Source organism: Lactobacillus ultunensis DSM 16047, from assembly GCF_001436305.1.
GTDB classification, from domain to species: domain Bacteria; phylum Bacillota; class Bacilli; order Lactobacillales; family Lactobacillaceae; genus Lactobacillus; species Lactobacillus ultunensis.
In genome coordinates this window covers 56,741-70,199 of record NZ_AZFO01000003.1, presented here as the reverse complement: position 1 = coordinate 70,199, position 13,459 = coordinate 56,741, and the positions used below count along the sequence as shown (strand labels likewise).

General features: G+C 37.8%; 11 protein-coding genes. 10 read left to right on the top strand and 1 reads right to left on the bottom strand.

What is annotated here, in order from left to right:
• Positions 1-67: 67 nt before the first annotated feature.
• Entirely contained in the window at positions 68-1,039 is a 972-nt protein-coding gene (locus tag FC57_RS01635) for an L-lactate dehydrogenase (RefSeq protein WP_007126779.1), read from the bottom strand.
• A 135-nt stretch (positions 1,040-1,174) separates the two neighbouring features.
• Between FC57_RS01635 and pth the strand changes: the two genes are divergently transcribed.
• From pth to lysS, 10 genes are all read left to right on the top strand, one after another.
• Complete coding sequence (pth, locus tag FC57_RS01630) at positions 1,175-1,732, top strand: aminoacyl-tRNA hydrolase (RefSeq protein WP_007126780.1); 558 nt, start codon at positions 1,175-1,177, stop codon at positions 1,730-1,732.
• Position 1,733: 1 nt separating this feature from the next.
• A complete protein-coding gene (gene mfd, locus FC57_RS01625; RefSeq protein ID WP_007126781.1) occupies positions 1,734-5,228 on the top strand; it encodes a transcription-repair coupling factor in 3,495 nt (1,164 codons plus the stop codon).
• A gap of 16 nt (positions 5,229-5,244) precedes the next feature.
• Entirely contained in the window at positions 5,245-5,487 is a 243-nt protein-coding gene (locus tag FC57_RS01620) for an RNA-binding S4 domain-containing protein (protein ID WP_040529982.1), read from the top strand.
• Positions 5,488-5,562: 75 nt separating this feature from the next.
• Positions 5,563-5,940, top strand: coding sequence for a septum formation initiator family protein (locus FC57_RS01615; protein WP_007126783.1), 378 nt, complete (start codon positions 5,563-5,565; stop codon positions 5,938-5,940).
• On the top strand, positions 5,940-6,302 hold the full coding sequence (locus tag FC57_RS01610) for a S1 RNA-binding domain-containing protein (protein WP_007126784.1): 363 nt from the start codon (positions 5,940-5,942) through the stop codon (positions 6,300-6,302). Before FC57_RS01615 ends, FC57_RS01610 begins: the two co-directional genes overlap by 1 nt.
• Positions 6,303-6,343: 41 nt before the next feature.
• Complete coding sequence (tilS, locus tag FC57_RS01605) at positions 6,344-7,621, top strand: tRNA lysidine(34) synthetase TilS (protein ID WP_007126785.1); 1,278 nt, start codon at positions 6,344-6,346, stop codon at positions 7,619-7,621.
• A 74-nt stretch (positions 7,622-7,695) separates the two neighbouring features.
• Positions 7,696-9,849 (top strand): ATP-dependent zinc metalloprotease FtsH, encoded by a 2,154-nt coding sequence (gene ftsH / locus FC57_RS01600; RefSeq protein ID WP_007126786.1) that lies wholly within the window; start codon positions 7,696-7,698, stop codon positions 9,847-9,849.
• Positions 9,850-9,901: 52 nt separating this feature from the next.
• Entirely contained in the window at positions 9,902-10,792 is an 891-nt protein-coding gene (hslO, locus tag FC57_RS01595) for an Hsp33 family molecular chaperone HslO (protein ID WP_007126787.1), read from the top strand.
• Between the two features lie 78 nt (positions 10,793-10,870).
• A complete protein-coding gene (dusB, locus tag FC57_RS01590) occupies positions 10,871-11,896 on the top strand; it encodes a tRNA dihydrouridine synthase DusB (RefSeq protein ID WP_007126788.1) in 1,026 nt (341 codons plus the stop codon).
• Between the two features lie 14 nt (positions 11,897-11,910).
• The gene (lysS, locus tag FC57_RS01585) at positions 11,911-13,458 is read left to right on the top strand and encodes a lysine--tRNA ligase (RefSeq protein ID WP_040529985.1); all 1,548 of its coding nucleotides are present in this window, start codon (positions 11,911-11,913) and stop codon (positions 13,456-13,458) included.
• Position 13,459 lies beyond the last annotated feature (1 nt).

The following is a 13,459-nucleotide window of genomic DNA, read 5'->3' as shown; positions in this document are numbered from 1 at the left end:
AATAAAAAAGCATCTCTTCTTAATTGAAGGGATGCTTTTGATAATAAGCGTTAAAAACTTATTGGAACTATTGACGAACCTTAACGCCAGTTTCCTTGAAGGCCTTGTCCATAACCTTCTTCAATTGGTCTGCAGAAGCGTTCATCAATTCTTGTTCCTTGTCGCTTAATGGCATTTCGATGATTTGTTCAAGACCCTTACGGCCAACAACTGCTGGAGTACCGATGTGAAGATCGTGTAAACCATATTGACCATCCATTGGTACTGAAAGTGGAAGTACACGGTGTTCATCGTTCAAGATAGCCTTAGCAATCATTGCTGAAGCAGTACCGATACCGTAGAAAGTAGCACCCTTCTTGTTGATGATGTCGTAAGCCATGTCCTTAACTTCTTGGTGGATGTCTTCAAGCTTAGATTCATCCATACCATGAGCCTTAACCCAGTCGCTAACCTTTACGCCACCAACATTATTGTAGCTCCATGCTGGGAATTCAGTATCACCGTGTTCACCAAGCATGTATGCGTTAACTGAACGTGGGTCAACGTTTTCCATTTGACCGATAACTTTTTGAAGACGACCAGTATCAAGTGAAGTACCTGAACCGATAACACGATCCTTAGGGAAGCCTGACATTCTCCAAGTTGCGTGAGTCAAAATATCAACTGGGTTAGCAACTACTAAGAAAATGCCTTGGAAGCCTGATTCAACAACTGGTTCAACAATTGAAGATAAGATCTTCAAGTTCTTGTTAACAAGGTCAAGACGAGTTTCACCTGGCTTTTGTGGAGCACCAGCAGTAATAACAACTAAGTCTGCGTCCTTGCAGTCTGGGTAATCAGCAGCATGAATGTTCTTTGGGAAAGTCCAAGGAGTTGCATCAGCTAAGTCGATTGCGTCACCTTCAACGTGTTCCTTAGCGATATCGATAATACCTAATTCTTCGGCAATACCTTGTTGTACCATTGAAAATGCAAAGGTAGAACCTACAGCACCGTCGCCGACTAAAATAACTTTACGAGGTTTTTCATCTCTTGCCATAACAATAAGTCTCCTTTTTATTAGTGATAATTTTAACAAAGAAAATTATACCATGATCGTAAGCATTAATAAAATTATTATTTCGGGTTTGTGCTATGATATGAGGGATTATGTTGTAATGAGGGGTATATATAAATGAAGATAATTGCGGGCCTAGGCAATCCAGGTCAAAAGTACGATAAAACTAAACACAATACTGGTTTTATGACAATGGATCATTACCTTAATGAAAAGGGATTGTCATTAGATAAAGATAAATTTGAAGGACATTGGACCAAGCAAAAGGTTAATGGGGAAGATGTAATTTTGCTTGAACCACAAACTTATATGAATGAGTCAGGTCGTTCAGTTAGCCAAGTAGCTAATTTCTTTAAAGTTGATCCTGAAGATGTTTTAATTATTCAAGATGATATGGACATGCCTATTGGCAAGATTAGGATCAGAGCTAATGGTAAATCTGGCGGTCATAATGGAATTAAAAGCATTATCCGTGATTTAGGAACGGAAAAATTTAACCGTTTGAAAATAGGTATTCGTCACCCTAAAAATGCTACAGTTGTTTCTTGGGTATTAACACCGTTTAATGACGAACAACAAAAGTTGATGGATGATGCATTTGATACAAGTGTAAAGATTATCGATGACTTCATTGCGGGTCATGATAGTCAATATTTGATGAATAAATATAATTAAAATGCGTTTGACAGAAATACTTAATAAAGATAAAGATTTAAACAATTTTATTGCAAAAACAAAACAAGTAAAAAACTCACTAATCACTAGCGCTAATGCCGGTGCTTTTAGTCTGCTTTTAAAACAGATAGTTTCTGAATTAAAGGCACCGCTTATCTTACTTGAAGAAAACGAAAGCAAAGCACAGAACTTATATGGTGAACTAAATGCGATTTTAGATGATGATGCGGCGCAATATTTTCCAGTTGATGCCACGATTGCAACTCAAACAGCAGTAAGTTCGCCAGATGAATTGAGTAGCCGTATCCAGGCACTCAATTTTTTATTGAGTGGGCGTCCTGGCATAATTGTAACAACGCCCCAAGGATTGCAATATAAACTATCTGCTCCTCAAGCTTTTGCAGAAGCTCGTAGAGATTTTGTCCCTGAAAAAGAATATGAGCTGTCAGAATTAAATAATTGGCTGGTTCAATCAGGATACAAAAAAGAAGCTTTAGTTGCTCGTCCAGGCGAGTTCGCTATTCGTGGAGATATTTTAGATATTTATCCATTGGACCGAGAAAACCCGGTTAGAATTGAATTCTTCGGTGATGAAATTGACACTATTAAAGAATTTGATTTGTCTAGTCAACGTAGCCAGAAAGAAATTGATCATGTAGAAGTTGCGGCTGCACAAGATCGAGTATTCTCAAGAGAAGCTATTCTACAAGCTGCAGATAAAATCAAAAAAGACATGCAAGACGCACCTGCACCAGATAAAGCTGTTAAAGATCACTTTACAGTAGCGCTAGATAATCTAGAAGATGGTGGGCTGCCTAAGAACTATGCTTTTTTAGTTGATTATCTTATTGAAAATCCAAGCAGTTTATTAGAGTATTTACCTAAAAATGGTCAGATTTTATTAGATGATTTACCTTTGATCAAACAATCTATTGATGATGTAGATAAGCAGAATACCGCATTCATCAATGATGAATTAAAGACGGGAGCAATGTTGCCACATCAAAGCTTACGGTTAGATTTTGCAAAAGTCTTTTCTAAGGATAAACATCATCGGATTTACTTCTCATTATTTCAACGTAGCATGGGACGTTTGCGTTTAGGTCAAATGCTTAATTGGCAAACTCGAGAGCCTGAACAGTTCTTTAGCCAAATGCCATTGATCAAATCAGAAATTGAATCTTATCAAAAGACTGGTCAAACAGTTGTTTTGCAAGCTGATAATGAAAAAAGAGCTCGTCAAATTGATCAAACGATGGTTGATTTCGGTTTAAATTTACCGATTGTTGGCGAAGATGAAATTGTTGAAGGAAAAACACAAATTGTTGCTGGGGGATATACTAGCGGTTTTACTTTACCCACCGTTAATCTAGTCTATTTAACTGAACGAGAACTCTTTAATAAGCGTCCTCAACGTAAGAAACGTATTAAAACTCTGGAAAATGCGCAAAGATTGCGTAATTACACCGAATTAAAACCAGGCGACTATGTAGTACATGTTAATCACGGAATTGGACGCTTTGAGGGTATCAAGACTCTAGAGAACAATGGTGTTAAACGTGACTACATTACAATTACGTACCAGCATGGTGATCAGTTATTCGTGCCAGCTGATCAATTGAGTTTGGTACAAAAGTATGTGGCATCTGAAGGGAAAACGCCTCATATTAATAAATTAGGTGGTAGCGAATGGGCTAAAACTAAACGGAAAGTTCAGTCTAAGGTTGAAGATATTGCAGATGATTTAATCGAACTTTACGCTAAGCGTGAATCAGAAAAAGGTTTTGCTTTTTCACCTGATGATGATTTACAAAAGCAATTTGATGATGCCTTTCCATATCCGGAGACACCTGACCAGTTACGGTCGATTAAGGAAATTAAAGAAGATATGGAAAAACCGAAGCCAATGGATCGCTTATTGGTAGGGGATGTTGGTTTTGGTAAAACTGAAGTTGCTTTAAGAGCAGCTTTTAAGGCAATTCAAGATAATAAACAAGTAGCTTTTTTAGTACCTACTACGATTTTGGCACAACAACACTATGAAACTATTCAGGATCGTTTTAAGGACTTTCCAGTAAATACAGCTATGTTGTCGCGTTTTCAAACACCAGCTGAATCTAAAGAGATTATTGAAGGACTTGAAGACGGCAAAATTGATTTGGTTGTTGGTACGCACCGTCTTTTATCTAAAGATGTTCATTTTAAAGACTTAGGGTTGCTGATAGTTGATGAAGAGCAGCGTTTTGGTGTTAAACATAAGGAAAAGTTGAAGCAATTAAAAGCTAATATTGATGTTTTAACATTAACTGCGACTCCAATTCCACGAACCTTGCATATGTCAATGGTCGGTGTACGTGATTTATCTGTAATGGAAACTCCACCACAAAATAGATATCCTATTCAAACTTATGTTATGGAACAAATCCCTAGTGTAGTTAAGGATGCCTGCCTTAGAGAAATGCAACGTGGTGGGCAGGTCTTTTATTTGTATAATCGAATTAGCGATATTGATGAAACTGTAGAAAAATTGCAGCAGCTTATTCCAAATGCTCGGATTGCAAGTGCGCATGGACGAATGAGTCAAAATCAGTTAGAGGATATTTTGTATCGCTTTTTAAACCGTGAATTCGATATTTTAGTTACTACGACAATCATTGAAACAGGGATTGATATGCCTAACGTTAATACAATGATTATTGAGGATGCAGATCATTATGGTTTAAGCCAGCTTTATCAATTGCGTGGCCGAATTGGCCGTAGTGCAAGATTAGCTTATGCTTATTTCCTTTATCAGCCTAATAAGGTCTTAACTGAGGTTGGTGAAAAACGGTTAGATGCAATTCGTGACTTTACTGAATTAGGATCAGGATTTAAAATTGCAATGCGTGATTTATCAATTAGAGGTGCTGGCAATATGTTAGGTGCTCAGCAGCATGGCTTTATTGACAGCGTCGGTTATGATTTGTATTCACAAATGTTAAGTGATGCAATTAAAGAACGCAAAGGCAAAAAGACAATTAAAAAGTCAAATGCGGAAATTGATCTTAAGCTTGAGGCATATATTCCAGATACATATATTGCGGATCAGGAAGAAAAAATTGAATTTTACAAAAAGATTAAAGCGGTCACTGATCAAGATGAATTAGATAAAATTGAAGATGAATTAATCGACCGCTTTGGTGATTATCCAGCAGCGGTTGAAAATTTATTGGCTGTTGCGGGATTAAAGATTGATGCTGATCTTGCCCAGGCATTGACTGTGTTGAAAAATGGTGACAAGATCAAAGTCGAATTTAATAATGCAGCTTCGCATGAACTTGAAGGGCCTAATATTTTTAAAGCATTAGAGCATGTGAATATGAAGGCTCGCATTAGTATGAATCAAGAGAAGAGAATGGTAGTTTTGTTACAAATACCCGATGAGATGAAAAATCGAGTATTGTTTAATGAATTAGCTACATTCTTGCAAGCTGCAAGTGACATTGTTCAGAGATAAGATTGAGGAGATAAATATGAGAATTGATAAGTTTTTAAAGGTTTCTAGACTAGTTAAAAGAAGAACTGTGGCTAAAGAAATGGCTGATCAAGGCCGAATCAAAGTTAATGGTCGTGTGGTCAAATCTAGTTACGATGTTAAAATTGACGATATTATTGAGATTGGCTACGGAGCTAGAATTATAAAAGCTAAGGTTTTAAATATTCGTGAAACCACTAAAAAAGCTGAAGCCAGCGAACTTTACGAGCTGGTTGATTAATAATGACTTTTATTTAAATCGCTGTTATACTTAACTTAATTGTATTTATTAACAGAGTAATAGGGGATTTAAAAAATGAGTCATGGTCCACGTATTTATAATTCGATGAGTCCAGAAGAGCAAAGAGCCCGTTTAAGACGTAAACAGGCTAAGAGAGAAAAAGAAGTGCATCGTGTACGATTAAACAGAATTATCGCTATTTTTGCGATTATTTTTGTTTTATTAGGCATTCAAATTGCAGCGAAAATTTCTCAAACTGGACGAATTAATAAACAAGTTGAAGCCGAAAAGCAAACTTTAGCCACGATAAGGGATCAAGATCGTGAATTATCAACGAAAAAACAAGATCTAAAAGATCCTAATTACGTTGCAAAGTTAATTCGTTATAAGTTTTATTATTCAAAGACTGATGAAAAAGTTTATAACGTCCACGAAGGAAACGATAATAATTAATGAAAAAATATCAGGCTGGTAACCGAGTTACTGGAGTAATCAACAATATCACTGACTTAGGCATTTTTGTTACTTTGCCTAATAGACACTCAGGCTTGGTACATCATAGTGATTTTGGTAATAATTGGCCAAGAGAGAGAAGACAATATAAAATTGGGCAAGAAGTTCGAGTAGTGGTTTTGCATGTTAATAAAGGTAGATTTAGTTTGTCGATTAGCCGAGTAAATGATCCTGAATTAATAGATCATGATAATCAGTTTTCTGATGTTAAGCCGGCCAATTTTGACCAAATATTGAATAAAACAGCTAAAGATGCCAAAGAAGAAATTGAAAAATTAAAGCAAGCTTTAACTGAAAACTAGAAAATGACCTGTAATGGGTCATTTTTTGCTAGGGAAAATTTATGAAAATTGTAGATTTTTTTGAAGAAAACCAGATAGATTTAAATGATAAGAAATTACTAGTTGCCTCAAGTGCAGGGCCCGATTCGATGGCTTTGCTTGATATGTTGTGGGGGATGCAAAAGAAATGTAATTTTGCAGTCATTGCAGCTCACTTCGATCATCAATTACGTGTAGATAGTGAGAAAGAAACAGAAATTTTAAAAAAATATTGTCGTCAAAAAGAAATACCATTTTTTTCTACTAAATGGTTAAAGTCCCAGCAGCCTCAAAGGGGTGTTGAAGCTGCAGCGCGGCATGCACGATATGCTTTCTTAACTATGGTGGCTAATGAACAAAATGCAGATTATCTGTTAACAGCCCATCACGGGGATGATTTGTTAGAGAATATTTTGCTTAAGTTTATCCGTTCAGGTAATCCTGAAGAAATGAATAGTTTACAAGCTATAGGGAAGATGCATGGAATTAAGTTGTTAAGACCCTTGTTAGCTTATAGCAAGCAAGAGCTGCTTGATTATGATCGAACCCATGAAATTTCATTTATAATCGATTCTACCAATGAAGAAGACGAAACAATGCGCAATCGTTTGCGTCATCATGTGGTGCCACTTTTAAAAAAAGAGAATCCTGCTTTATTGCATAATGCTCTAAATTTTAGTCAGAAAATGAACAAATTAGTTGAGATGGTAGATGATAGATTGACTGAAATTGGCACAGTAGAACCTTTTTTAGGACGAGCTTATCGTATTTCTGAGGAAAAATTGGCTAATTTAACAACGGATGAAACAACCATTTTTTGGCAAAAGGCTATTTGGCAAAAATATCATCGGCGAGTTAATCAGAATTTGGGTAATTTTGATGTACAGAAATATCAAGGATATTTTTATCTGTTTAGAAAAAATATGGCAAAGGTAGTTGAACCGCAAACAATTAAAGTAGATCAGGAATTTATTTTTCAAGGAAGAAAATTGGTTTTAACTACTAAAAGAAAGGAAAATCAAAAAGCAATCGGTGACTTTTGGTTTAATACAAACGTGAATTTTAGCGCTGGTTCTTTAATGGTGGGATACAAATTGCTTTTACAAAACGGACAACGAGTGAAAGCAAAAAAGAAGTTTGCAGAAAATGCTATCCCATTGTCCTTGAGAGCATTATGTTTAACTATTTATGTAGATGATGAACCTGTTTTTGTAGAACAAACTTATCAAAGTCAAAAGTGGTGTAAAAATGGGTGTCATTATTATCTATATGATTTTTTAAAAGTCTACAAAGATAGTTGAAAATATTAGTGGTCACATCGAAATTTGTGATAGAATTTTAAACGTATAACTTAAAGACTTTGCGGAGGTTTTTTATGAAGAATAACCGGAATCGGCTGCTTTCTAACGGCCTATTCTATATAGTTGTGTTCCTTCTGCTCCTATGGGGAATCAACTGGGCACTAGGCGGCTCTAACAATAGCGGTAGTTCTGAAAATATCAGCTACTCCCAATTTGTTAAAGATCTACGCCAAGGCAAAGTTAAAAACTTTAGTGTTCAACCTGCTAATGGCGTATATACCGTTTCAGGTGATTACAAGACTGCACAAACAACAAAGAATCAATCAAATAATAGTTTTGATTTCTTTAGTAATAATTCAAGTAGAAAAGTATCACGCTTCTCTACCACCATGTTACAAAATGATTCTACCGTTTCTAACGTGCAAAACTTGGCACAAAAGAGTAATGCTCGGATGACAACTCAAGGAGAATCACAATCTGGCAATTGGATTTCAACCATTGTCATGCTTGTGCCAACCGTTTTGTTTATTGTCATGCTTTGGATGATGATGAACCAAGGTGGCGCAGGACGTGGTGGCAGCGGCGGAATTATGAATTTTGGCCGTTCACACGTTAAGCCAGAAGATCCTTCTAAGAATAAGGTTCGTTTCTCTGACGTAGCCGGTGAAGAAGAAGAAAAGCAAGAATTAGTCGAAGTTGTTGAATTTTTGAAAGATCCATCGAAGTACACTAAGTTGGGCGCAAGAATCCCATCTGGTGTTTTGCTTGAGGGTCCTCCTGGTACTGGTAAAACCTTACTTGCTCGTGCTGTAGCTGGTGAAGCTAACGTACCATTTTACTCAATCTCAGGTTCAGACTTCGTTGAAATGTTTGTTGGTGTGGGTGCAAGTCGTGTACGTGACTTGTTCAACAACGCCAAGAAGAACGCGCCAAGTATTATCTTTATTGATGAAATTGATGCCATTGGTCGTCGTCGTGGTAACGGTACTGGCGGTGGCAACGATGAACGTGAGCAAACTTTGAACCAATTATTGGTTGAAATGGATGGGTTCGAAGGCGATGAAGGCGTAATTGTTATCGCAGCTACTAACCGTTCAGATGTATTGGACCCAGCTTTGCTTCGTCCAGGTCGTTTCGACCGTAAGGTTTTAGTTGGTCGCCCAGATGTTCGTGGTCGTGAGGCTATTTTAAAGGTTCACGCTAAGAACAAGCCACTTGCTCCTGATGTTGACCTGAAGGAAGTTGCTCGTCAAACTCCAGGCTTTGTAGGTGCTGATTTGGCTAACGTTTTGAATGAAGCTGCTTTGGTGGCTGCTCGTAGAAATGGTACTCAAATTACGGCATCAGATATTGATGAAGCTGAAGACCGAGTTATCGCCGGTCCTGCTAAGAAGGATCGCTTAATTGCAGAATCAGAAAGACGTAGAGTTGCTTTCCACGAAGCTGGTCACTCAATCTGTGGTTTAGTTTTAAGTGACTCAAGAACTGTACGTAAGGTAACCATTGTGCCACGTGGTCGTGCTGGTGGTTATAACATCATGTTGCCAAAGGATGACCAATTCATTTTGACTAAGAAACAATTATTTGAACAAATTGTTGGTCTGATGGGTGGTCGTGCTGGTGAAGAGGCAACTATCGGTGATAAGTCAACTGGTGCTTCAAATGACTTTGAACAGGCTACACAAATTGCTCATAGCATGGTTGTTAACTATGGTATGACTGACGAATTAGGAATGGTTGAACTTGAAAAAGAAGGCGAAACCAATCCATACGGCTTTAAGCCATACAGTGAAGCAACTTCTGCTAAGATTGATGAAGCTGTTAAGAAGATCTTGGATGAAGCTCATGCTAAGGCCCTTGAAATCGTTAAGGATAACAAGGAAAAGCACAGAATTATTGCTGAAGCTCTGCTTAAGTATGAGACTTTGGATGAAAAGCAAATCATGTCCTTGTACAAGACTGGTAAGATGCCAGAAAAGGATGAAAACGAATATCCAAGTGAATCAAAGGCTTCAACTTATGAAGAAGCTAAGGCTGCTGCAGAAAAGCGTGAAGTTGAAAAAGCAGAAAAGAAAGATTCTGATCAATCATTAGATGATCAAGAAAAGAATGCTTTGGAAACTCCATCAGAAAAGAATCATGAAGTTGAAGAACACAATGCAGAAAATCCAGAAAAGGATCAAGACGCAAATGATTCTTCTGCAGATGATGAACACAAAGATAACTAAATAAAAATGGGGCCTGATACAGGCTCTATTTTTTTAGAGAAGAAGGATAAAAATGAGTGACTATTTAGTAAAATCAATAGATAAAACTAAAAATTTACGTTTATTAACGATTACAGCCAAAGATGTAGTGAGTGAGGCACAAAAACGTCATGATTTATGGTCAGCTTCATCTGCTGTTTTGGGACGTACTTTGGTAGCTTCATTGCTTCTTGCTGGTGCGGAACTTACTGATAAAGAAGAACTGACTGTTAGATTATTAGGAAATGGCCCAGTTGGTCCCACAGTTGTTACTGCGACTGCAGATTTGAAGGCAAAAGGCTATGTTAGAAATCCACATATTGCTTTACCACCTAAAGAAAACGGGCATATTGATGTTAAAAAGGCTGTTGGTCAAGGGATGTTGGAAGTAACTAAAGACTTAGGATTGAAAACGCCTTATACTGGTCAAGTTCCTATTGTTTCTGGTGAAATTGCTGAAGATTTTGCCTACTATTTGACTAAGTCAGAGCAAATTCCATCAGCGGTGGGCTTATCTGTGTTTGTAAATCCTAATAATACAATCGGTGAAGCTGGTGGATTTATGTTGCAGGCTTTACCAGGTGCTAGCGATGCCTTAATCACAAAGACAATTAAGCGAATCAAAGATTTACCAGTTCTTTCGAGTGCTTTTTTGGATGGAATGACTCCAGAAGATTTAGCTCGCAAGATTTTAGGTACAGATTGCAAGATTCTTGAAAAGGATGATGTTGCATTTAGTTGTGATTGTTCTAAAGAAAAATATGCTGGCATTTTAGAAACGCTGAAGAGTTCTCAATTAAAAGCAATGATTGATGAAGATCATGGTGCAGAACTTACTTGCAATTTCTGCGGTGATAAATATCATTTTACTGAAGATGAATTAAAAGATATTTTGGCTAAGAAAAAAGAAGATAAAGACTATTAATTAAAATAAAAAGCCCTAAGGTTTTATCCAGCGGGGCTTTTTTGATATTATAATAGGGTATTTTGAAAGGATGATTTGGTGGATAACAGCTGGAAAATTCGCGATATCACCATTCCAAACCGAGTTGTTGTTGCGCCGATGGCGGGAGTTTCAAACTCAGCATTCCGCGTTGTATGTAAGGAATTCGGAGCTGGGCTGGTTGTCTGCGAGATGATTTCAGATCATGGAATTATTTATCGAAACAAGAAGACTTTAAGCATGATGGACGTGGATCCTCGGGAACACCCAATGAGTATTCAAATCTTTGGTGGAACTGAAGATACATTGCTTCAAGCTGCTCAGTATATTGATCAGCACACGGATGCCGATATTATCGATATTAATATGGGTTGTCCTGTTCCTAAAGTTACTAAAACTGATGCAGGTTCAAAGTGGCTGCTTGATTCAAATAAGATTTATCAGATGGTTCATGCGGTAGTACAAAATGTAGAAAAGCCAGTTTCTGTTAAAATGAGAATTGGCTGGGACCGCAAGCATATATTTGCAGTGGAGAATGCATTGGCTGCTCAAGAAGCAGGTGCCAGCATGATTGCAATGCATGGTAGAACTCGTAAGCAAATGTATCAAGGCAAGGCTGATTGGGAAGTCTTGCATGATGTGGCGCAAGCATTGAATATTCCTTTTGTGGCCAATGGCGATATTAGAACACCAGAATTAGCCAAAAAAGCTTTGGATGAAATCGGTTGTACAGCAGTTATGGTTGGTAGAGCTGCATTGGGAAATCCATGGATTTTAAAGGATATGGTGCACTATTTAGAAACTGGTGAAACTTTACCACCACAAACTGTGCGTGAGAAGGTAGAAACAGCCAAACATCAGCTTCGTGCTTTAGTAAAAATTCATGGAGAAAAGCGTGCTGTTCCTGAATTTCGGCAACAAGCTGCATACTATTTGAAGGGAATTCCCCGTTCGGCCCGTACTCGTGCTAAAATAAATGAGGTCTGGACGCGTCAAGAAGTGTATGACTTGCTTGATAATTTTGTTGATGAATATGAAAAAAGAGAAAAAGCTCGTGCTGCACGACGCGCGACAATGAACAAATAATGGAGGAAGATAAATTGGCAAAGAATGAAATGAACGACCAATTAAGAGTTCGTCGCCAAAAGATGGACGAAATGCGTGAAAATGGAATTGAACCATTTGGTCAAAGAAAATTTGATCGTCAAGATTTGGCAAGTACTTTGGAAAAGAAGTACGGCAACGAAGACAAAGATGAATTGAATGAAGATATGCCTAAGACCAAGATTGCAGGTCGTATGCTTGCAAAACGTGGTAAAGGTAAGGTAGGCTTTGCCGACCTTTACGACCGTACTGGTAAAATTCAAATTTACGTACGTAAAGACATTGTTGGTGAAGACAACTACAAGATTTTTAAGAAATCTGATATTGGTGACTTCTTAGGCATTGAAGGCGAAGTAATGAAGACCGATACTGGTGAGCTTACTATTAGAGCACTTCATGTCACCTTCTTGTCAAAGGCTCTTCGTCCTTTGCCAGATAAGTATCACGGTTTGAAGGACGTTGAAGCAATTTATCGTCAACGTTACCTTGACTTGATCACTAATCGTGACAGCTACATGCGTTTTGTTCACCGTACTCAAATTATTCAAGCCATTCGTGACTACTTAAATGGTCAAGACTTCTTGGAAGTTGAAACTCCAGTACTTCACAATATTCCAGGTGGTGCTGAAGCTCGTCCATTTATTACTCACCACAATGCTTTGGATATTGACCTTTACATGAGAATTGCTTTGGAACTTCCATTGAAGCGTTTGATTGTTGGTGATATGGAACGTGTCTACGAAATCGGTCGTGTATTTAGAAATGAAGGTTTGGACACTCACCACAACCCAGAATTTACTGAGCTTGAAAGTTACGCAGCTTACTGGGACTTCCACGATGTTATGGACGAAGCAGAAGGTATTATTCGTGCTGCTGCTAAGGTTGTTTCACCAGATGGTAAGATTACTTACCAAGGTCAAAATATCGACTTAGGCAAGCCATTCCGTCGCGTACACATGGTTGACTTAATTAAGGAAAAGACTGGCGTTGACTTCTGGAAGCCAATGACTCTTGAAGAAGCAACTAAGATTGCTGAAGACCACGATATTCACGTTGAAAAATTCTGGAAGGTTGGTCACATTATTAATGCCTTCTTTGAAAAGTACTGTGAAGAAACTATTGTTGATCCAACATTTGTTTACGGTCACCCAGTAGAAATTTCACCACTTGCTAAGAAGAATGCTGATGATCCAAGATTTACTGATCGTTTTGAAATTTATATTATGGGTGAAGAATACGGTAACGCCTTCTCAGAATTGAACGATCCTGATGATCAACGTGCTCGTTTCGAAGCTCAAATGGAAGAACGTGAAGCAGGTAACGATGAAGCTGATATGATTGATGAAGATTACCTTCGTGCTATGGAATACGGTATGCCACCTACAGGTGGTTTGGGTATCGGTATTGACCGTTTGGTAATGCTTTTGACTGATGCTCCAGCTATTCGTGATGTTTTACTCTTCCCAACAATGCGTCCTGAAAAGGTTGAAAGCGTTGATGCAGAAGTTAAGGCTGACTTAGCTAAGAAAAATAAGAAGGACTAAT

Bases quoted from the DNA above. Each gene is read 5' to 3' on its own strand.
- FC57_RS01620 (WP_040529982.1), top strand. From the start codon at position 5,245: ATGAGAATTGATAAGTTTTTAAAGGTTTCTAGACTAGTTAAAAGAAGA.
- pth (WP_007126780.1), top strand. From the start codon at position 1,175: ATGAAGATAATTGCGGGCCTAGGCAATCCAGGTCAAAAGTACGATAAA.
- ftsH (WP_007126786.1), top strand. From the start codon at position 7,696: ATGAAGAATAACCGGAATCGGCTGCTTTCTAACGGCCTATTCTATATA.
- FC57_RS01635 (WP_007126779.1), bottom strand. From the start codon at position 1,039: ATGGCAAGAGATGAAAAACCTCGTAAAGTTATTTTAGTCGGCGACGGT.
- tilS (WP_007126785.1), top strand. From the start codon at position 6,344: ATGAAAATTGTAGATTTTTTTGAAGAAAACCAGATAGATTTAAATGAT.
- hslO (WP_007126787.1), top strand. From the start codon at position 9,902: ATGAGTGACTATTTAGTAAAATCAATAGATAAAACTAAAAATTTACGT.
- FC57_RS01615 (WP_007126783.1), top strand. From the start codon at position 5,563: ATGAGTCATGGTCCACGTATTTATAATTCGATGAGTCCAGAAGAGCAA.
- FC57_RS01610 (WP_007126784.1), top strand. From the start codon at position 5,940: ATGAAAAAATATCAGGCTGGTAACCGAGTTACTGGAGTAATCAACAAT.
- mfd (WP_007126781.1), top strand. From the start codon at position 1,734: ATGCGTTTGACAGAAATACTTAATAAAGATAAAGATTTAAACAATTTT.